Here is a 21,076-nt window from a genome sequence, read left to right on the forward strand (position 1 = left end):
CTTCAGCCGAGCCGCATGGACTTGGCGATGATGGTCTTCTGGATCTGCGAGGTGCCGCCGCCGATAGTCGACTGCACGCTTTCGCGCAGGTAGCGCTCCATGTCGGCTTCGGGCAGGTTGGCGTAGCCGCCAAGCACCTGCATGCCGGTCAGCGCACAGTGCTTAAGCGTTTCCGAGCCGTACAGCTTGGCCATCGACACCTCGCGGCTGCACGGCACGTCGGCTGCTGCCATCTGCGCAGCGCGGTAGCACAGCAGGCGCGCGGCATCGACTTGAGTCTGGCAATCTGCCAGCATGTGCTTGAGCACCTGGAAGTCCCAAAGTTGCTTGCCGAACTGGATGCGCTCGTGGGCGTACTGCGTGGCCTTCGACACCGCCGTCTGCGCGTTGCCGACATAGGCAGCAGCCACGGCGCAGCGCTCCAGTTCGAGATGCTTGGTGATGATTTCCCAGCCCTGGCCTTCCTCGCCCAGCAGGGCCTCGGCAGGGACGCGCACTTCGTCGAGGAAGATCTCGGTGGTGCCGGTGGCGTGGCGCGACAGCGTCGGCAGCTTGTTGATGACCAGCCCCGGCGTGGAGTTGGGGATCAGCAACACCGAGAGGCCGCCGTGCTTGTTGTCGGCATCGGTGCGCACCAGCATGGCGATGACCGTGTCCTTCGCCGCCGCGCCGCTGCACCACAGCTTCTGGCCGGAGACGATCCAGTCGCCGTTCTCGGCGCGGCGGGCGCGGGTCTTGGTGTTGGAGGCGTCGGAGCCGGCGTCGGGCTCGGAGATCGACACAGAAAAGCGGATCCTGCCGTCGATGAACGGCTGGATGTACTTTTCCTTCTGCGCAGCGGTGCCGTACTTGGCAATGTTCATCGCCGTGAAGGTCGGCACCAGCACCGCGGCCGCGAAGTCGAAGCCGAATTTGCCGAGACCCTCGGCCATCAGCGTGTAGTCGAAGATGTCGCCGCCCGCGCCACCCTCTTCCTCGCTGAACAGCAGACCCAGCCAGCCCTGTTTGGCGATCTTGTCGTAAGCCTCGTAAGGATAGTCGCGATTCTGGTCGCACTTGCGCACGTATTCGACCGTGACCTCGTTGTCCATGAAGCGGTTCACGGTGTCGAGCCAGAGGGCCTGGGATTCGTTCAGGAAGTTGGGTTGCACTTCGTCTCTCCGTTGTTGGGTTGCGCCGGCTTGCATTAGTGCGGCGCGTGTTGGAAGAGTAGAGTCGTGCCACCGCGAGGCCAACTGGCCATTTCTGAAGCGGCGCTTCGGTGCGATCGAAATGAAAAAGGGCAGGCACGAATGCCCGCCCTGGCGGCGATCCGGAAAAAGCCGTCAGTCCTGTGCCTGCGCGGGCGTCTGTTCGCCGGGACGGTCGAGCAGTTGCTTCATCAGCGCGGCGGCGACGGGACTCAGCGCGCGGCCGCGTGGCGTGGCAATGTGGATGGTGCGTACGGCCCACGGTTCGTCCAGCGGAATGCAGCTCACGTCGCCGAACAGTTGATGACTTACCAGGCATTCAGGCTGCACCGTCACGCCGAGTCCTGCCTGCACGAGGCTGATCGCCGTGCCGGCGCTGCGGACACTGAACGCCGGCGCGAACTCCTTCCCAAGCCGCTTTGCGGCGACCCGAAAGGCACCGAGCATCGCGTCGACAGGAATCACGCGCTCGGGCAGCAGGTCGTCGAACGTGACGGTCTCGTGCGCGCCCAGCGCATGGGATCGGGGCACCACGGCCACCAACCGGTCGCGACGGTACGGCGTGACATCCACGCCGCCGAGTTCCAGCTCGTGGGCCATGGCGAACACGCCAATGTCGGCATCGCTGCGGGACACCGCTTCCAGGATCTGGGCGTTCTCCAGCTCGCGCACGGCCAGCTCCACCATCGGGAAATCGCGGGCAAAGTCGCCCAGCTCCCGGGCCAGGAACGGGGCGATGATCGAGCGCGCCGAGGCCACCACGACCTTGCCGCGCATCCCTTCGGTGAAAGCCGATATCTCGGAGCCCATGTCCTCCACGTTCTCGAAGATGCGGCGCGCGTAGTGGACCAGCACAGCGCCGGCAGGACTGGGCACCACGCCCTTCGGGCCGCGTTCGAGCAGCTTGACGCCCGCGATGTCCTCAAGGTCCTGAATGCGCTTGGTCGCCGTCGAGGCGGCGATGTTTTCCCGCAGTGCAGCACGCTGAATCTGCTGCTCTTCGACAGCGGACAGGAATAGGCGCAGCGTGAACAGGTCGATCTGGCGGATCAGGTGCAGGCGGTTGAAAGTGCCCATTTTTGTGCCAAATTGTCGGGGGTTGGGAACCGTGTGATGAAGTCGATATTACGCCTCGCCGCGGCGCGCCGTGCGGCATTCACCAGCCTCGGTCCGATTTCGTTTGCGATGCGGGTGCGTCCCATCCGCGCCTCCTGTCCGATGCATGGGAGCGCCGGCGGCGGGCGGGAACACTAACCGGCACGGCGATCGAGACCGGTTCCCGGTGCCATTCGCGCCGCGTCACGCGGAAGCCGGCGGCGCTGACCTGTGAGACGCCCTCTGCCATGCCACGCCTCGGCGCCAGCCAGGCGGGGGGAGGCGCCATGAGGCCAAAGCGTAGGGCGCATGACCGGACAGGCCAACTGGCCTTTTCCGAAGCGACGGTTCGTTGCGGTCGAAGCGGCTTTGGGCCGGCGCTCGCCGAACGTCGTGCAGCCCGAAGCCGAGGTGCTCTGCCTGGTTCCGTTCGGGTCGATGGAATGGTCGCCTCCCGCCCTCGGCGGAACACATACCGTGGCTTGCAGCGCAAGCCTCCTACAAGCTGAGGGTGAATGCGCCACATCGTCGCAATTTGCCAAGGCGGATCCACATGGAACCGACCACAGTAGTAGCCATCGACCTGGCCGAGTACATCTTTCAGGTTCCTTTTGTCGAGCCGGAGACTGGTGCCATCCGCGGCAAGCCAATCCGCATAGGACTCTTTCCGCTTAAACGAAAGCGGGCTTGTCGCCGTCGGTATTGGGCTTGTTCACACCCACGTTCGCACGCACCAGCCGGTCGGGGTTCACCACCAGTTCGGCCACCAGCGCGGCTACGCTCTTGCGCGAGACTTCGGTGCCCTTGAAGGGCTCGTCCCGGCGGGTGATCTCGTAGTCCACTTCGTCCTCATCCTGCAGCCAGGCGGCGCGCAGAATCGTGTAGTCGGCGTCGGATGCCTCGATCAGATCCGCCGACTTGCGGTAAGGCGGCAGGTACTGCCCGATCTCATTGCGGTTCCACTCGCCGAATTTCCCCGGCACCTCGTCATAAATGCCGAGCGAGTTCACGAAGATCAGGCGCTTGACGCCCTTGGTCTTCATCGCCGTGAGGATGTGCGCGGTTTGCTTGTCCACGTCGCCCGCCAGATTGGCATAGACCACATCCTGCCCCTCCATAAGCTCGGGCAGCAGCTTCTTGTCCATCACGTCGCCGATGGTGATCCTGGCGTTGGCTGGTTCGGTGCTGGCCAGCTTCTTGGGATCGCGCACGAGCAGGGTCTGCTCGACATCCTGGCGCTCACCCAGCATCTGTATGGCCCGGCGGGCAATCTGTCCGCTGGCGCCCAGAATCAGTACCTTGGTGGTGGTTTTGGTCATTGTGTTGTTCTCCAAATGGATCGGCCCCACCGTTTCTGGCCGGGCCGGTGGCGGATTTGGTTCTGAGCCTGGCCTTACAGGTTCTCTTGATAGAAGGGAATCAGCTTGGCCAGCGCCTGGCCGACCGGCTCCGGCTGGTCGTACAGCTCGTAGTGCGACCAGCCTTCGACGACCACCAGTTCCTTCTTCTTCGAGGCCGCGCGGCCGATGACTTCGCAGCCGTCGCGGTAGGCGCCAAAGGCCCCCACCTGATCGCCCACCACCACCATCAGGGGCTGCGTCAGCAAGGTCTCACACAGGTGGAAGGCATCCCAGCCGATGGCGGCGGCCTGGTGCGAGAACAGCGCGCGGTTCAGGCCATTGGGGGCACGGCCGCGGTCGGTGCGGTAGTAGTCGGTGGCGCCCAATACGTCGATTTCCTTGATGCCTGCTTCCTTGGCCGCCTCGGGCGATGGTGGCAGCAGGTCATCCACGCGCAGCGCGGCACCCCGGGCTTCGGCCGTGCGCTGCTTGGCCATTGCCTCCAGCGCGCCGATCGGATCGAAGCCGCTGAAGCCTTCGCGCATCAGGCGACCATAGTTGGCGCCGGTGATAGTGCCCACCGCCTTGATGCGGCGCTCGGTCATGGCCGCGTTGATGGCGTAGCCGCCCCCGCCGCAGATGCCCAGCACGCCAATGCGTTCTTCATCCACAGAGGGCAGCGTTACGAGGTAGTCGCACACCACGCGGAAGTCCTCGACGCGCAGCGTCGGGTCTTCGGTGAAGCGTGGCTCACCGCCGCTGGCGCCCTGGAAGCTGGCGTCGAAGGCGATGACGACAAAGCCTGCCTTGGCCAGCGCCTCGCCGTAGACATTGCCTGAAGTCTGCTCTTTGCAGCTTCCGATGGGGTGGGCGCTGATGATGGCAGGGTACTTCTTGTTGTCGTTGAAGTTCGGCGGGAAGTACAGGTCCGCCGCGATGTCCCAGTACGTGTGTTTGATCTTGACACTTTGCATGATGTGCTCCTTATGGCTGCTGAATGGAAATGGCAGGGCCACATTCCTTTAACGGGATGGCAGCCGACCACCGATGGATGCACTGTAGGCTGAATATTTGATCCATCATAGGTATCAATCTGCGCTACAGTAGTATCTTTAAATTGACAATGATTGCCACATGGACCCGTCACTGCTTCCTTCCCTGGCCTGGTTCGCCCATGTGGCCCACCACCGCAGCTTCACCAAGGCGGCGGCGGAGATGGGAGTTTCCCGAGCCAATCTGTCGCAGAACGTGAAGGCGCTGGAACGCCGCTTGAACGTCAAGCTGCTGTACCGCACGACGCGGGACATGTCGCTGACCGAAGAAGGCCAGCGGCTCTATGACGTGTGGTACCCGGCGCTCACGGCGGTGGAGCGCGCCGTGCATGAGATGCACGATGGGCGCGACGAGCCTTCAGGCTTGGTGCGTGTCAATACCTCGCGGGTGGCCGCCAGGACACTGGTGGAGCCGCATCTGGAGGAGTTTGGCGCGCGCTACCCCAAGCTGCAATTTGAACTGGTCATGGACGATGCGTTGGCCAACATCGTGGCCGACGGGTGCGACGCGGGCATCCGCGTGGGCGAGAGCCTGGCCGAGCACATGGTGGCGGTGCCGATCACGCCGGCGCTGGAGATGGCGGTGGTGGGCACGCCTGCGTACTTCCAGCGCCATGGGCAACCCGCCACCCCCGCCGATCTGGCGCAGCACAATTGCCTGCGGTTCCGATTGCCGGGCGGCGCGATCCTGCCGTGGGAATTTACCTCGCCCGAGGCTGGCGGGCACACCTTCACCGTGGAGCCGCAGGGCCGCATCATTACCAACGACGACGATGGAATGACCCGTGCCGCTTTACAAGGCGCAGGCCTCATGCAGCATATCGACATTGCCGTGCAGCAGCACCTGGAATCCGGCGCGCTGGTGCGCGTGCTGCAACCCTGGTGCAAGCCTTTCGCGGGCTTTTATATCTATGCCCCGACCCGAGCGCAAATGCCCGCCAAGGTGCGGGCATTGATTGATTTTCTGGTCGAGAAGCGCGAGGCCATGGCGCCCCTGCGGCAGCCGTCTTCCAGGAAGAAGCGGGGGTCCTGAGCAGCCTTCTCATGCGCCATTGTCAATTTGAACTGAATACTGTTGTGTAGTTTGGAAATCTTGCCGCGCTGGCGCTCCGGCCTCAGCTTGGAAGTCTTGCGACTTTGACTTCCAGGCGCCCGCCTCGCGCCAAGCCTTCTACATGACTTCTGAACACACCACCCTGTTTCACCCCATCGCCTTCCGTAACGGCCTGACGCTGCGCAACCGCGTGGTGATGGCGCCCATGACCACCTGGTCGGCCAATCCCGATGGAAGCATCTCGGATGCGGAGTTGGACTACTACCGCCGCCGCGTCCAGGGCGTGGGCATGGTCATCACGGGCTGCACGCATGTAACGGAGAACGGCATTGGCTTCACCGATGAGTTCGCCGCCTATGACGACCGTTTCATTCCCAGCCTGCGCCGATTGGCCGACGCCGCCAAGAGCGGCGGCGCTCCGGCGGTTCTGCAAATCTTCCACGCAGGCAACAAGGCCGTGGTGGACGCGGTGCCTGAAGGCGAGTTGGTGAGCGCCAGCGCCGTCAATGCGCTGGGAGGTCCTTTCAACCGGGGCGACGTGACGCCGCGGGCTTTATCGCAAGACGAGATCCTGGCGATGGTGCACGCCTTCGGCGAGGCGACGCGCCGGGCCATTGGGGCAGGTTTCGACGGCGTGGAACTACACGGCGCGCACGGCTTCCTGCTGCAGAACTTCTTCTCGCCACGCTACAACCAGCGCGATGACGAATGGGGCGGCTCGCAAGATAACCGCATGCGCTTTGCGCTGGCCGTGGTGCGGGAGGCCAAGCGGGTGATTGCGGCGCATGCCAAACGGCCGTTTTTGCTGGGCTATCGCATCTCGCCCGAGGAGCGCGAGGATGGCGGTTACCGCGTGCCGGACATCTGCGCTCTGGGGGATGGACTGATCGCCGAAGGCATTGACTACCTGCATGTCTCGCTCAACGACGTTCTCGGTGCGCGCCCGCTGGGGACCGACACCCGCCTCACCGTGGAGCAAGTGATTACGCATGTAGCCAACCGCGTGCCAGTACTGGCGGCAGGCATGCTTCGCACGCCGGAGCAGGCCCAGGCAGCCCTGGATTTGGGCTTGTCGCTGGTGGCCGTGGGCAAGGGGCTGGTGATGAATCCCGACTGGGTGGGGCTGGCCGAGTCGGGCTGCGGTGCGCAAATTCGCCAGGAACTGGATCCGGCTGAGCGCGCCGAGTGGTCAATTCCCGATGGTCTTTGGCGGGCGGTCGAAGCGGCGCCGGGGTGGATTCCGGTGCGCCAAGCAGAAACCGTTGCTTGCGCTTTAGGGTGAATCCGCGCGGGGATAGGTGGCCTACATGCGCACATCAGGCCGTGAAGCCGATCTCACCGCGCTATGGGCGAGCCGCAACAACCTACTGGGCGCGCGTGGTGGCTTCGCCGGCATCCATCGTGCCGGAATGGTAGCCGCGCTGCGGCACTACGGCCATGACGGGCTCGCGATCGTCGTCTCGGAGCGCGGCCACTACTCGTTGCGAAAAGCGGCCGATGTCCTTGGCATCGGGCGCGACAATCTTGTACCGGTCGCGGTCGATGCGGACGGGCGCATGCGCATCGACCTGCTGCGCGACACCCTGCGTGACCTGCAGCGGCGCAACATCCGGCCGATGGCAATCGTCGGCATAGCGGGGACGACGGAGACGGGCGCGGTCGATCCGCTCGACGCGATCGCGGATGTGGCCCAGGAGGCCGGCTGCCATTTCCACGTGGATGCCGCTTGGGGCGGCGCAACGCTCCTGTCGGAGCGCGAACGCTGGCGCTTCGCGGGCATCGAGCGTGCCGATTCCGTCGTCATCGATGCGCACAAGCAGTTCTACGTGCCGATGGGCGCCGGCATGGTGCTGTTCCGGAGCCCGGCGTGGACGCAGGAAATCATCCAGCATGCAAACTATATTGTGCGCAAGGGCTCGGTGGACCTGGGGCGCCATACGCTCGAGGGATCGCGGGGCGCTGCGGCAGTCATGCTCTACGCAAACCTGCACCTGCTCGGTCGCAAGGGGTTGGCGCAGTTGATCGATCGCAGCATCGATAACGCCCGCTAACATCCTCGACGAACAGCGCGCGCTGGCGGCGGCCAGCCCATGCATGGCGCCGCTGATGGCGCTGGTGGCGGTGCCGGACGCAGCATGAAGCATTTGCAGCTGGCGGGCGCCATTCGGCGCAAGACCGTGTCTCGCTGGTAACGGACCACCAACGGCGCGCGGGCCCGAGTGGCAGGCGCAGGCCGAGGTACTCGCCAGCGAGTCGGCGCACTGGCTGCGGCATACAGCCGGCTCGCACATCGGCGACCGCCCGGTGGACTTGCGCCATGTGCGCGACAACTTCGGTCACGCCTCCATCGCCACGACCAGCATCTGCCTGCACACCGAAGTCGATGTGAAACATGAGGCAACCCAGGAGCGGCATCGGATTGGCTGAACGCACAAGGCGTAGGGCCCGCCAGCTTTGTCTCGACGACGGCAAGCCAGCCGGAAGCCCGCATTTTTAATTTCACGATGGTGAAATTTTCATCCGAGTCTGCGATCACATCAACGCGACGGGACATCGCGGACGGCGCCCTCGCCTGCGAGCTTCGTGGTCGGCTGGCTTTTTCTCTTGGCGATTAATACTTCCGCGGCGCCCCGCAGGCGAAGCCCAATCCAACGTGTCGGTTGCGCCACGATGATTCGACGGATATTCCACTACCCCACTACCTGAACGCGTGGCCGAGCGGCGTCCTGCAGGATCATGTCCGCCGCCTTCTCGCCGATCCTGATCGTTGATGCATTGGTGGGACCCGAAATCGGTGCCGGCACGATCGACGCGTCGACGACCGCTTGCGAATCGCTGTCCGGACCCATCCGCGCGGTGCCATTGCGATGATTCACGGTGCCCCCGCGCTGCTGCGCAACGTCAAGGATCTCGTCGTCGGTGCGGATATCGTTCCCGGGGAACACCTCGTCGACGTTGTGCGCGGCGAACGGGCGCGCCTGAAGCACCGCGCGTGCCATCTTGACGACGGCTACGATCGCTCGCTGATCCGATTCGGTAGCCAGATTGCTAGGCGCTCACTATCACGAAGAAATTCACTCGCATCACCGCCCGCCATGGCGCGAACATCCACGCTATCGAGTCAGTGACTTGCCCTGCCACTCACCGGGGTCTGGTATCGACTTGGAAAGAATGCTGCGGCATTGTGAAATCCGATCCTTCCGGCTCGCCCCGCTCTTACGAAAGATCCTCGAGCAGTGTTTTTGCCTGACGCGCATCCACGGTATCAAATCCTTCCGTGAAGGAATTGTAAGTCTCGGTCAGAATTTTCCGTGCTGCCTCGTTTTTGCCTTGGCGGTGCCAAAGCCGCGCAAGACTCAGTACCCCTTGCAACTCGATGGACTTGGCCCCTTGGTGACGGGCGAGCGTGATCGCAGTCTGGAAACATACCTGCGCGTCGTCGGCCTTGACGGACGCATTGCGATTCTCACTTGGCAACTGCAGCGTCAACTCTCCCTGGAGGCGATTCAGCGTCGCTTCATCGAAGCACTCGCCCGTGTTGCTCACCAGCACCAGCGTGTCACCCAGCACGCGCAGCCCGGCTTCAAGCTGCCCGGCCCGTCCATAGGCATCGGCGAGCAGTCCCAAGAGGGATGGTCGTCCCAGTGCGGCCCCGGTCGCTTCGTGGGCGCGAAGTCCCTGGTGTATCAGTGCGATTCCCTCCTCGCTGTTACCTTGCCTGGCGAGCGCCCAGCCGCGCAGGATCGTTGCCCACGCAAGGTAATGCGGGAACCCCTGTTCGCTCGAAAGTGCGAGCGCGGCATTTGCGTACTCCAGCGCCGGCTCCAGCTCGCACCGGCGCTGATGCAGTTCGGCCGCGAAGATCAGGCTCAGGGCAAGGGCGAACGGATCGGAAGCCTTCCTGGCCAGCGCCAGTGCCTCTTCGCAGCGGTTTAGGGACTGATCCGGCAAGCCCAGGTACCAGAGGATCCAACTCAGGGTGCTCCGCATGTGGACAGCTGGATTTCGCGCATAGCGTAGAAAATGACCGTATGACTGGCGGTCGGGGCGGTGCAATGCCAGTGCCTGCTCCATATGAGAACGGGCCTGGCTGATCTGGCCCAGCCGGAACACGGTCGCGCCGAGCACACGATGCGCCTCGGCGAGCTGTTCCGGGTCTTGCGCGTCCTGCGCGAGGCAGAGCAGCCGTTCCGCCACGGCTTGCGCCGTTCTGAGTTGGGAGCGCAACAAATAAAATGACCATAGGCCAAGTTGTGCGGAGAAGCATTGCGGGGTGTCGCCGCCCTGTTCGCTCAACGCCGACGCCCGTGTGTAGGTCGCCTCCACCTCCGGCGCCCCATAGCCTCGCGCGGCCATCCATGCCGGACCGAGGACCAGCAGCAGCGAGAGTTCCTCGCGCAGGCGTTCCGGGGTCTCGGGCAGCGTCTTGAGCAATTCAAGGGCCGCACTGAGATGCCCGATCGCCTCGAGCTGAGCGGAACGCTGCAAGGCTTGCTTTCCAGCCAGCTGCAGGTATTCGACCGCCTTCGGAACATTGCCGCTCTGGCTGTAGTGGTGCGCGAGCTCGCTGCAATACTCCTTCAGCCTCTCCGGAAACAATGCCTCGATGGCCTGGGCCGTGCGCTCGTGCAGGATGCTACGCTGCCCCGACAGCAGGGAATTGCCCGCCACCTCCTGCGTGAGCGCGTGCTTGAACGCGTACTCCACCTCGGGAAAGGCGGGACGCTCATAGATGAAATCCCCTGCCTGGAGGTCTGCCAACAGTGGGTGCAGCGTATCGTCGGGCTGTCCCGTGACATGACGGACCAGGCTCGCCGGGAAGTCTGTGCCGATCACCGCCAGCGTCTGCAGCAGTTCCTTCTGCGGCACCGGCAAGCGGTCGATACGGGCCGCGAGCACGCCCTGTACGGTCGTGGGAATATGCAGGGCGAGCGGCGGCTTCTCGATCCGGTAGCCGCCAGGCTGGCCAAGCAATGCGTTCTCCTCGGCCAGGGTCTGGACCACTTCCTCCATGAAGAACGGGTTCCCCTCGGTCTTGGACATGATCAGCTGCTTTAGCGGCACCAGGGAGGCATCGTCGCCCAGCAGGGCCGACAGCAGACCTTCGGCTTCGGCCTGGCCGAGCGGTTCCAGCTGCAACTGGGTATAGCAGGAGAAGCGGTCCCAGTCATGCCGATACTCGGGACGATAGTTGACGAGCAGAAGGATCCGGGCGCCCGGCACAGCGTCGATGAGAACATTGAGGAACGCTTCCGTTTCACTGTCGAGCCATTGCAGGTCTTCGAACAGCACCATCAGCGTCTGATTCTGGCTCTCGCGCACCAGCAGCCGGACCATCGCCTCAAACGTGCGCTGGCGCCGGATGGCCGGGTCCATCGTGGGCAGCGCCGAACCGGGTTCGATAAAGCCGAGCAGGTACAGCAGGTAAGGCAAATGCACCTCGAGGGTGCGATCCAGGATCAGCAGCCGACCGGTCGCCTTCTCGCGATAGCGGCGTTCGTCATCCTGCGCCGTGATCTGGAAATAGTTCCGCAGCAGGTCGATCAGCGGCAAGTAGGGGAATGCCGTGCCATGCGACACCGAGAAGGTTTCAAGCACCATGCAGCCTTGCTGCGCGCGAGCCTTGAACTCGTGGAACAGGCGCGATTTGCCAACGCCCGCCTCGCCCACCACGCCGACGATCTGCCCATGCCCGCCCCTAGCCAGGGTCAGCGCCTCCCCGAGGCGCTCGAGTTCGGCCTCGCGGCCGACAAATCGGGCCAGGCCCCGGTGCGCGCCCACCTGCAAGCGCGTGCGGAGTGCCCCCAGGCCGAGCACCTCATACACTGCGAGCGGTTCGCGCAGCCCCTTGATCTGCGTTCTTCCCAAGGGCTTGAATTCGAAGTACCCCTCGGCCAGCCGATGGGTCGATTCGCTGACCAGGATAGAGGACGGCGTCGCGACGCCCTCCATGCGGGCGGCGATGTGGATCGTGTGGCCGACCGGATCATAGTCGGTGCGCAAGTCGTCCTTGCGGATCGAACGGACCACCACTTCCCCGGTATGCACGCCGACCCGGATCTGCAGCGGGATGCCCTGCTCCAGGCGCACCTTGTCACTGTGCGCACGCATGGCTTGTTGCATCCGCAGGGCCGCAAAGAGGGCGCGCAGCGCATGGTCCTCGTGGGCGATCGGTGCGCCGAACAGCGCCAGGATGCCGTCGCCGAGCGACTTGGCCACGTAGCCCTCGTAGTGATGCACGGCTTCCATCATCAGCGCGACCACCGGGTCGATCAGGTTGCGGGCTTCCTCGGGATCCAGGTCCTGGATCAACGCCGTCGAGCCGGCCATGTCCGCAAATAGCGCCGTGATGGTCTTGCGCTCGCCGGCGGCGTCCGCGCCCTTTACCTCCATGGCGGCCCGCTCGGCACGGATCCGGTCGGCCAGGTGCGGTGGCGTGTAGAGGATTGGCGCAGGTAGCGGACGCGGCGGCGAGGCGGAAGCCGGGTTCGCCAGCAGCACGCCGCACGCCCCGCAGAATTTCGCGGCGGGGCTGGACGCGTGGCCGCATTGCGCGCAGATCAGTGCAAGCCTTTGCCCACACTCCTCACAGAACCTGGTGCCTGCGGGGTTCTCGAACTGGCAATTAGTGCAGCGCATCTCGTCACCTGACTGCCTTTGGCCGCCACGAACTCATTAGAGGCGCAATCCCTGCGCTTGGCAAGACTGCCGCAGTGCAGCATTTGGCACTGCCCTCCGCCAATGCCTAGTCAAACCAGTTCGCATGGGAGAATGCCGGCGCGATGGAGCGGCTCGTGCGCATGGTGCCGGGATCGGTCAACCATGAATGGCAGGACTATCATTTCCCGCGCCACACCCCGCAAGGCAAGCAGATCGGTGGTGGTCCCGTGATACGCACGATCCGCGAAGCCATCTCCGTGGTTTGCACAAAGCAGGGCCTGCTCATGCTGACCAAACGGGCCGCCAGCTACTACGCGACCCCTCAGATGGCCTTTGTCGAGATCGACCTTCCAGCCATGCCCTCGGCCTTGGTACGGCGTGTGGACGACCACCGGCCGATCCTGCAAGAGATGGACGCGCTGCTCCTGCGCATTGCCTGCCGATACGACGTAGCGCCCGCGTGAGCAGGCTTCAGGATAACCCGGACACCGCAGGCGCCTCTACAGTTTAAACCACCGTTCTGCTCATTGCTTTGTGACGCGCAAGTAGCAGTAGCGACGAGATAGCGGCCGTCTGTATCTCCGGAAAAGCCGATGAACCGCCTTTCAGCTTGGGAGGGCGGAAGATCCGGACTCGCCGTTTTTGGGACTACCTGAATATCCTTGGGGTCGGAGCTTCCCCCCGGCAGCGGACAATTTCCGACCCCAAGCCCCCATCACCTTTTCCGTTGGATTAGCGGCAATATCAAGGAAAGGCAACCGTCGAGATGGGCCTTAACGCTGCCAACCGGCAGCGGCGGTTGAACGCCGAGCGCGATCTGACGCAACGGCTCCGCAACTGCCATCGAAAGTAGTAGCTCTGCCAGCATGACTGCGTCGGGCACATGTACTAGCCGCCTGTCGTGTTGCACCGCAAGCCAGTCCGCGAGCATCCTCCGACCGCGCTCGACACCATTGCGTTGATATTGGATGAGTAGCGAGTCCTTTCCAGGAAACTCAGTAGTCAGCAAGCGGAACATCCTCACCGCAGAGTCCGACAACACGTGCGCACAAATGCTCTCCAGGATGTCTCGCAGCACTCGAGGTACGTCCTGCACCGAGTCCGGTCGGATGAATAGTGCTGGCGCGTACAAGTCTGTCCACTCGCGCACAGCCAGTCCAATCAACTCATCGCGATTTGCGCCGAATCGGTAGGCGGTCTTCTTCGCCACGCCTGCATGCGCAGCTATCGCTTCCATCGTCGTCGATTCGTACCCGACGTCCAACAATAGCTGCATCGCGCTTCGAACCACAAGCTGCCGAATTTCCTCGTCTCGTTGCGCAGGCCGACCTCGCCCGCGTCGCGCTTCGACGGTCATCTTTACCCCTCAAAAAACGATAGCCGAGAGTATGCATCACAGTTGGAAACGGTGAACGTTTCTTATATACTCACCCTACCCTGTCTATGGAGTACACACATGGATTCGAAACGAAGCGCTACCCCTTGGCTCGATCATTCTGCACTTCTTGACCCGTCGCCGATGATGATTGAAACAGGTGTTCAACGTTTAGAGAGCGGTGCACTAATGGTTGCCGTGCGAACAGATTTACACGGCTGCAAAGGGCGTATGTTCGACTGGTGGTTCAAGTTCTTCGAGACGACCCAACACATTAAATGGTGGCATCCGGTTGACCACGTCGAACACCGTGGGTGGGACGACAAGTGGCGCAAGGGCGAAAACTATTACGGCGCGAGCATTCACGCGGTTGAATCGCTCGCAGAGATTCCTCCGGTGTCCGCGAAGCTGAAGTTCCATGATCCCGCAACCATCTTTAACCAAATAACATTGAAGCAAGCACTGAGCGACGCGCACGTATCGGCGGTGGTTGCGGCCAGAATTGGCTTTGGCGAGCACGTGCAGCTTGATGATTCGGGTGACCCTCTCAATGGTCAAATGCTTCATGTTGCTCGCGACACCGATTGGGGATGCGTATTGCGCAGTCGTTTCGTGTTGGGCCTTGACGACCAATCCACGGGCAGTGGCCCGACGGACGCCATGGGCCTTGCGCTAATGCGTCATTGCTATACGGAGTTCACCTTTCTTTCGCGCTTTCTGCCATCGCTCTATTTTGGGGAGCGTGCCAACGGAGAAGTGGTGCCTTTGCCGTGGTAGCCTGAAAAGGTACGCGAGATTGTCGATCTCCCTGTCCATCGCGGCACGCATGTCCTGCCCGACGCACAGCACTCGTCCGATCGAGAGCTGCGGGTTGGCGCCGGGATCATCAGCATAGCTATCACGATAATCTCCGAGACAAGCCTCGGGTGCGATGCGTCGTATGGATATCTTCATCCAGGTGTCGCGTTTTTCCTCGCTAGTTGGTTCCCATCGTATCGCCGTGCTCGTGTCATGAGTCTGTTCTTTCTCGGGGCAGCTCTCTTTGGCGTGATAGGTGGCCCCTTTCTGGCTGGATCTTGATTCACTTCCATAAGATCAGCGGTCTCTATGGGTGGCAGTGGCTATTTCTGCTCGAAGCGGTCCCCACGTCGTACTCGGATTCATGACTTTCTTGTACTCGCGAACTCGCCCAACGAGGCGAAATTGCTTTCGCAGAGGGAGATGGAGATCGTGGCAGGCATATTAGCCACCGACGCCGCCGAAAGCGGACATAGCACCTTCCGCCTTGTGGATTGACTAAAGGATGTGAGGGTGTTGTTGCTGGCAATTTTTTTTCGATTTCGTCATTCTCCTCTGCATCTATGCAATCAGTTTCTGGATAGCGACGCTCATTCGAAATTCCGGCTTACAGGATACCTATCCTTTTCAATAACGGAATCATCGGCGTTGTGATGCACCTTACTGGTCGTGCGGCAGTGGCAATGAGGGCGTTCTGAGCAATTCTCCTCATTGGAGCCCGCCCTCGCGTTCACCTTGTCCGCAAAGCGGGTTAATCGTTAAGCAACAAGCGGGATGACGTGGCTTCCAGCCAATCTGCGTCAACCTGTGGAGCAGGTCATATCAATACTATGACTATGGCTTCTTTAAGCCTCAACGACGACGTAGATCGTCAGCGAAATATAAATATCAACAAGGAGGAGAAGACGATGAGTTATCGAAGACTGGCTGCAGCATTGTTTGCCACAGCCCCCATGCTTGCCTGGTCCCAGTCCGTCACAATATATGGCGTGATCGACACTGGTGTCGAATATGTGAATAACGTCGGTCCAGCCGGTGATAGTCTGGTGCGCATGCCTGCACTCACTGCAATGGTGCCTTCGCGGTGGGGTCTACGAGGTTCCGAGGATTTGGGTGGCGGTCTGAAGAGCATCTTTGTCCTCGAGTCGGGTTTTGCTCCGGATTCTGGTACCGCTAATCAAGGTGGGCGACTCTTCGGCAGGCAGGCGCTGGTGGGATTATCCGGGCAGTGGGGACAACTATCGCTCGGAAGACAATACACGATGATGTTCTGGGCGAACCTGGATTCTGACATTCTTGGCCCCAATATCTATGGCACCGGCGCGCTGGACAGCTACATTCCCAATACTCGTGCGGACAACGCATTGGCATACAAGGGAAAATTTGGGGGACTGACCGTCGGTGCAACCTACAGCTTCGGCCGTGACACAGTCAATGCTGGTCCAAGCCCGGCCGGCACGAACTGCGCGGGTGAGGCTGCTGCCAGCAAGTCGGCTTGCCGCGAGTGGTCGACTCTGATTCAGTACGAGTCCAGTTGGTGGGGCGTCGCTGCCAGCTATGATTCTCTGCGCGGTGGTCCCGGGGCATTTGCCGGCCTTACTAGCAAGAATTTGACTGACGACCGCCTCCTGGTCAGCGGATATGTCCTTCTATCGCAAGCCAAGCTCGGGGTGGGGGTGATTCGCCGCGACAATGACGGCAGCACTACGCCACGCAGTGAACTATGGTATGCCGGCGCCGCCTACGATGTCACACCGGCACTCACGCTGGCGGGGCAGGTCTACTATCTCAAGTTCCACAACAGTGGTGACAAGGCAATCCTGTACGCGTTGCGTGGGTCCTACGCGCTTTCCAAGCGCTCTTCTGTTTATGTCACAGTAGGCCATATTAAAAATGAAGGGCAGCTTGCCACGTCTGTCAGCACCGGTGCACCAAACTCCAGCCCTAAGCCGGGTGGGTCCCAGTTTGGCAGCATGGTCGGAATCAAACATATCTTCTAACGTAAATGTTTGATATGAAAAATTATCCTAAATGCGTAACGGTAAGGGCCTTACCCAAAGGGCTGTTCCACTTCCTTGCAGCCGGAAGTGGAACAAAAGGGAAAAGGACTCAAGGGAAATGGAAGGGCCTAACGGTAGGGCGAACTTCAAAGGGGATATATCAGCCTCCAGGTACTTTCTTTTAGGTAGACATCCGCGAGCGATGCCAATTTCCCCCGGAGATATTGACTCATCCATCTGAAATTTGATCCGGTCTGAAGACGATGTCAACGACCGTGGCCGACCGTCTCGGTCGTTGGGAGATGCCAGGCCGAATGTCCGCGTCGGCCGAAAAAGCCAACGTCCAACCACGGGGTGGACGGCCGCACCAATGGCGGACACGCGATCCGCCAGCAAGCAGACAACCCCGTGCGTCGTGGAAGTAACTTCGCTGCTCGATCAAGGACTCCGGACGTCTCTCAAGACAGCTTCTCCCGTGCGAGGATTCGTCAGAGTGACATTCTCGAGCGCCTTGATTCGCCACTCGTCAACCTGTCGCGTCAGCACGGCAAGGATCAGCGTGTCGACAGCGTGCGGGCCCGCCGGATGAGCCGCACCGACCGTAAGGCGGCTCCAGAAGTGAATGACCGCCGCATCGTTGCCGATGGGGATCACGTCAATCAGCTCGTTATCCAGCGTGGAATCGCCGTAGATAGTTGCGTGGATGGGCGCATGCAGCTTGACAATCGCCTCGACGCCCCGCACGTAGTGCCCGAACCGGTTCACAAATGTCGCATTCTCATGGAACAATGCGCCGAGGGACTGCATGTCGTGGCTGTTCCAAGCGGTCTGAAACGCGTGGAGCACGTCTTCGGGTTGACTCATTTGATTCATGGTGGATTCTCGCGAGAGTTGACGTTGCGACGCCCGACGTCCACACCGAACGGTTGTTGTCGAGCGGTCAAAGCGAATTCTGCCTTACCATGGAATGTCGGCTCATGGCCGGCTTGCGACGGCCGCGATTGAGGGGCGGTCGGCCGTAGCCGCAACCCACAACGGCCTTTCGCCGTTCCCGTTAGCGGACGGCCACGGCGGCCCCGTCCGAGTTCCACCGGTCTCGTAATGAGAGTACAAGCTGAAATAGTTCACGCGTGACAGGTGGATGGCGGCTGCAACCCGTATTACGTGGTGCGATCAATTCCACGCGGTGCGGGCCGCGCCCTGCGCTCGGCAGGATGCGTGGATATCGGTGGAGGCGTGGAGCCGATTGTCCGCATTGATTGCTATTTTCCCGCGATGGCTAGATCGGCCCGCAGATCAGGTGATCCGCGCCTTGACGCTCCAGTTGCCGCGCCTGGTCGCCTGTCACAATTCGTACCAAGGCTCGGAGTCACGCAATGTGAGCACAGCCAATCGCATCTCTAGCGGCATGTAGAATTCATCGTCCGGCCAGCATTGATGCCAGCCGCCGACGACGACATCCACATCGCCTCGGTAGATTGGGGAACGCGCCGCGTAGGCGTCGAAGTAACCTACGGCTTCCGGCTCGGACGCAGCCTTTTCATATTCGTGCCGTTCCAGCCCGAGATTTTTCAGCCAAGCAGCGACACATTCTCCGCCATAGAGGCAGACCGCCTCAAATGGCGGGAAAGACTTGCCTTCGGCGGCATGAAGTCGAAGTCCGTCGCATTGCAGGTCTGAAATGGGAACGTCGGCTTCAAAGAAGCGGTAGCCGGTGTCGCCGCGTGCCGACTCGACTTCGGCAAAACCGATGGTGGACGAACGTACGCGGAGACCCGCCCTTTCGAGCAGGCCAGTGTCTATTGGCATGATGTGCCTGATCGAACGCAACTCCGTTGCTTCCGGCGGTACCGCATTCGGCCGGTCCGCACGCTCGCCCTGCCAATAGCCAACGACTTCGCCCTCGACGTTGAGCCGGAAGCACGGGCGGCACAGACGCTCGCCTTCCGCAAGCAATTCATCGACAATCATTCTGTAGTCTCCTTGGGGGCGTGTTTCGACATTATGCGGGCGCTAGGTACATCAGCGCCGCCGCAGTCCCCAGGCTTATCGCCGATGACGGCTTTTTTGATTAGATTTTCGGTTCGACTCAAAACCGGGAGTCTATCTCGACTGACTGCTACTTGCCGTACGCGGCAAGGGATGGCAACCACCGAGACGGCCCCGACGTGGTCAGTGGTCTCCAACTGGCCATCGAAACAAGGACTGACCTAATGCTTGCTCGACCTTCGCTGTCGCGGTCAAGTCAACTTCGAAGCAGCGGACACACTCGGCGACGATCTTCGCAAGGTACTCACCACTGGTTGTACTGCTAAGTAGTTCGGGGGTAAGCGGGTCGCCGACAGCCGCGCGCAACACCTCTTGAAAATCGTGCGGCGATGCATCTTCAAAGCCGGGTTCGTCTGATAGTGCGTCGCAGAATGACTCACCGACTGCGATTAGGAATGCCAGATGATCTTGACCGTCCATACGGTTGAGTCTGCGGATCGCCGCCACCACCACGGGGCGGCCCATCTCCTAGCTCGTGACCACGTTCAGCCGATCGACCTCCTCCAGCCATGCCGCTCGCACAGTGAGCACGATTTTGGCGCCCTGCGGATCAGTTCCTGAACACGTGGCAAAGGCAGCGACCAGGATGGACTTACGGGTGGGGTTGGATTCTGCGGCATGGCGGCGCCTTTCACCGGCGCGTGTCCTGCCGCACACGGAGTGGACGGCATGCACATCGTTTACGCCCGATCGGCTGGGTGTTTTCCCTACCCTGCGCCGCCTTGTATTTAGGCCGCAACAACGCTAATATTTGGCCATCAAAACGTTAACTGTAGGCCGAGAATACGTACTTCGGATGCCGTTTTTGGGCAGGAGCGGCGTATGGCAGCGACGCGGGGTCCGGAGTGCAGCCCGAAAACCGGGGTCGGACCACAGCGCTGCCAACCAAAACTCCCCACCCCCTGGGCACCTCGATCCAATCTGGAGACACGCTGTGACCGTACATCACCTTCCGCCCACAGAGCATGTGGATATCCTGATCGTTGGCGCCGGCCTGTCTGGCATCGGTGTTGCGCGTTACCTGGAAACGGAGCGCCCGAACACGTCCTACGTCATTCTGGAATCGCGCGCGGTCACCGGCGGCACGTGGGACTTGTTCCGCTATCCCGGCATCCGGTCCGACTCGGACATGCACACCTACGGCTACGCGTTCAAGCCATGGCCGTACAAAAAGTCGATTGCCGGGGCGGCCGATATCTTGTCCTACCTGCGCGAGACTGCCGCGGAGTACGGGATCAATCGCCACATCCGCCTGAACCACAAGGTGATTCAAGCATCGTGGTCCGGCGCTCAAGCCCTGTGGACGGTCGAGGTCGAGCGCACGGATACGGGCGAACGCAAAACGATCCTGGCCAAATGGCTGTTCAGCGCCGCCGGCTACTTCCACCACGATCAAGGCTTCACCCCGCAGCTGGAAGGTATCGAACGCTTCCAGGGCCGCACCGTGCATCCGCAGCATTGGCCGGAAGACCTCGACTACACTGGCAAGCGTGTCGTGGTGATCGGCAGCGGCGCCACCGCCGTCACGCTATTGCCGGCCATGGCGGACAAGGCCAAGCATGTGACGATGCTCCAGCGCACGCCCACCTATGTCGTGAGCCTTCCCTCGGAAGACGTCATCGCCAACACGCTGCGCAAGGTGATGCCGCACGCGTGGGCCTACGCGCTCGTGCGCCGCAAGAACATCGCCATTTCGCGCGGCATCTGGTACCTGTGCAAGAAGCGGCCAAAATTCGCGCGGCGTCTCATCCGCTTCCTCAACAAGCGCCAGTTGCCCAAGGGCTATCCGATCGACGTGCACTTCAACCCGCCCTACGACCCGTGGGATCAGCGTTTGTGCGCGGTGCCCGATGGCGATCTGTTCAAGGCCATCCGCCAAGGCCAGGCGTCCGTGGTGACGGACCGCATCAAGACATTCACGGAGACCGGCATCCTGCTGGAGTCGGGGCAGGAGTTGCCCGCCGATATCGTTGTGACGGCCACCGGGCTCAACATTCGCTTATTCGGCGGCATCCAGCTGACGGTCGACGGCGAGCCCGTCGATCTGCACAGCACGGTGACCTTCAAGGGCATGATGCTCAGCGGCGTGCCGAACTACGTCTTCTCTATCGGCTACACGAACTCGTCGTGGACACTCAAGCTGGGGCTGCTGGCGCAACACTTCTGCCGCATGCTCGACCATATGGATCGCACCGGCTCCGCGATCTGCGTGCCCGAGGCTCCCGACGCTGACATGCCCAAGCTTCCGCTGCTCAATCTCGGCGCCGGCTACGTCAAGCGCGCCGTCCAGAGCATGCCTTGCCAGGGCCTGGAAACGCCCTGGGTCATGTCGGAGGACTACAACCTCGACGTCGCCAACCTGCGGAACAGCCCGGTCGAAAACCCGTTCCTGCGTTTCGGGCATGCCCACCAAGCGAGCAGCACGGCGCGCTCGCAGGCCCGGCAAGCGGTGGGAGCCTGATC

The 21,076-nt window shown here is 61.9% G+C and carries 17 protein-coding genes and 1 pseudogene; 8 read left to right on the forward strand and 10 right to left on the reverse strand.

The features are described 5' to 3' along the window. Positions 1-2: 2 nt before the first annotated feature. From AC1RWI_RS02015 to AC1RWI_RS02030, 4 genes are all read right to left on the reverse strand, one after another. Positions 3-1,151, reverse strand: a complete 1,149-nt coding sequence (locus tag AC1RWI_RS02015) for an acyl-CoA dehydrogenase family protein (protein ID WP_043353863.1) — start codon at positions 1,149-1,151, stop codon at positions 3-5. Between the two features lie 174 nt (positions 1,152-1,325). Then, positions 1,326-2,267 (reverse strand): LysR family transcriptional regulator, encoded by a 942-nt coding sequence (locus tag AC1RWI_RS02020; RefSeq protein WP_043353862.1) that lies wholly within the window; start codon positions 2,265-2,267, stop codon positions 1,326-1,328. Positions 2,268-2,956: 689 nt separating this feature from the next. After that, on the reverse strand, positions 2,957-3,604 hold the full coding sequence (locus AC1RWI_RS02025; protein WP_492864245.1) for an SDR family oxidoreductase: 648 nt from the start codon (positions 3,602-3,604) through the stop codon (positions 2,957-2,959). A gap of 74 nt (positions 3,605-3,678) precedes the next feature. Continuing rightward, complete coding sequence (locus AC1RWI_RS02030; RefSeq protein WP_492864247.1) at positions 3,679-4,599, reverse strand: alpha/beta hydrolase; 921 nt, start codon at positions 4,597-4,599, stop codon at positions 3,679-3,681. A 160-nt stretch (positions 4,600-4,759) separates the two neighbouring features. Here AC1RWI_RS02030 and AC1RWI_RS02035 point away from each other — a divergent pair, with 160 nt between their 5' ends. From AC1RWI_RS02035 to AC1RWI_RS02050, 4 genes and pseudogenes are all read left to right on the forward strand, one after another. Then, positions 4,760-5,710 (forward strand): LysR family transcriptional regulator, encoded by a 951-nt coding sequence (locus tag AC1RWI_RS02035; protein ID WP_043353853.1) that lies wholly within the window; start codon positions 4,760-4,762, stop codon positions 5,708-5,710. Positions 5,711-5,852: 142 nt separating this feature from the next. Further along, positions 5,853-7,013: an NADH-dependent flavin oxidoreductase gene (locus AC1RWI_RS02040; RefSeq protein WP_043353850.1), complete on the forward strand. Its 1,161-nt coding sequence runs from the start codon at positions 5,853-5,855 to the stop codon at positions 7,011-7,013. Between the two features lie 25 nt (positions 7,014-7,038). Then, complete coding sequence (locus AC1RWI_RS02045) at positions 7,039-7,782, forward strand: aminotransferase class V-fold PLP-dependent enzyme (RefSeq protein WP_492864250.1); 744 nt, start codon at positions 7,039-7,041, stop codon at positions 7,780-7,782. Between the two features lie 154 nt (positions 7,783-7,936). Continuing rightward, a pseudogene (locus AC1RWI_RS02050) lies at positions 7,937-8,158 on the forward strand (tyrosine-type recombinase/integrase); the annotation flags it as partial. Positions 8,159-8,421: 263 nt separating this feature from the next. Here the strand turns inward: AC1RWI_RS02050 and AC1RWI_RS02055 are convergent. Together AC1RWI_RS02055 and AC1RWI_RS02060 are read right to left on the reverse strand one after the other, a co-directional pair. Then, complete coding sequence (locus tag AC1RWI_RS02055; RefSeq protein ID WP_492864351.1) at positions 8,422-8,775, reverse strand: GMC oxidoreductase; 354 nt, start codon at positions 8,773-8,775, stop codon at positions 8,422-8,424. A gap of 172 nt (positions 8,776-8,947) precedes the next feature. Next, positions 8,948-12,370: an adenylate/guanylate cyclase domain-containing protein gene (locus AC1RWI_RS02060; protein WP_492864252.1), complete on the reverse strand. Its 3,423-nt coding sequence runs from the start codon at positions 12,368-12,370 to the stop codon at positions 8,948-8,950. Positions 12,371-12,513: 143 nt separating this feature from the next. On the opposite strand from AC1RWI_RS02060, the gene AC1RWI_RS02065 reads away from it, so the two are divergent. Next, the gene (locus AC1RWI_RS02065) at positions 12,514-12,855 is read left to right on the forward strand and encodes a hypothetical protein (protein WP_492864254.1); all 342 of its coding nucleotides are present in this window, start codon (positions 12,514-12,516) and stop codon (positions 12,853-12,855) included. Positions 12,856-13,106: 251 nt separating this feature from the next. Here the strand turns inward: AC1RWI_RS02065 and AC1RWI_RS02070 are convergent, their stop codons facing one another. After that, on the reverse strand, positions 13,107-13,748 hold the full coding sequence (locus tag AC1RWI_RS02070; RefSeq protein ID WP_492864256.1) for a TetR/AcrR family transcriptional regulator: 642 nt from the start codon (positions 13,746-13,748) through the stop codon (positions 13,107-13,109). A 99-nt stretch (positions 13,749-13,847) separates the two neighbouring features. Here AC1RWI_RS02070 and AC1RWI_RS02075 point away from each other — a divergent pair, with 99 nt between their 5' ends. Continuing rightward, on the forward strand, positions 13,848-14,543 hold the full coding sequence (locus AC1RWI_RS02075) for a DAPG hydrolase family protein (RefSeq protein ID WP_043353840.1): 696 nt from the start codon (positions 13,848-13,850) through the stop codon (positions 14,541-14,543). Between the two features lie 929 nt (positions 14,544-15,472). Then, positions 15,473-16,564, forward strand: coding sequence for a porin (locus AC1RWI_RS02080; protein ID WP_043357845.1), 1,092 nt, complete (start codon positions 15,473-15,475; stop codon positions 16,562-16,564). Between the two features lie 438 nt (positions 16,565-17,002). Here AC1RWI_RS02080 and AC1RWI_RS02085 read toward each other — a convergent pair whose 3' ends face one another. From AC1RWI_RS02085 to AC1RWI_RS02095, 3 genes are all read right to left on the reverse strand, one after another. Then, entirely contained in the window at positions 17,003-17,437 is a 435-nt protein-coding gene (locus tag AC1RWI_RS02085; protein ID WP_043353838.1) for a YybH family protein, read from the reverse strand. A 471-nt stretch (positions 17,438-17,908) separates the two neighbouring features. Further along, on the reverse strand, positions 17,909-18,535 hold the full coding sequence (locus tag AC1RWI_RS02090) for a hypothetical protein (protein ID WP_043353836.1): 627 nt from the start codon (positions 18,533-18,535) through the stop codon (positions 17,909-17,911). 201 nt (positions 18,536-18,736) lie between these two features. Beyond that, on the reverse strand, positions 18,737-19,078 hold the full coding sequence (locus AC1RWI_RS02095; protein ID WP_492864259.1) for a hypothetical protein: 342 nt from the start codon (positions 19,076-19,078) through the stop codon (positions 18,737-18,739). A 469-nt stretch (positions 19,079-19,547) separates the two neighbouring features. Here AC1RWI_RS02095 and AC1RWI_RS02100 point away from each other — a divergent pair, with 469 nt between their 5' ends. Beyond that, positions 19,548-21,074: a flavin-containing monooxygenase gene (locus AC1RWI_RS02100; protein WP_492864261.1), complete on the forward strand. Its 1,527-nt coding sequence runs from the start codon at positions 19,548-19,550 to the stop codon at positions 21,072-21,074. Positions 21,075-21,076: the final 2 nt, after the last annotated feature.

The sequence above is a fragment of the Cupriavidus sp. MPR-AND1C genome (assembly GCF_058809705.1).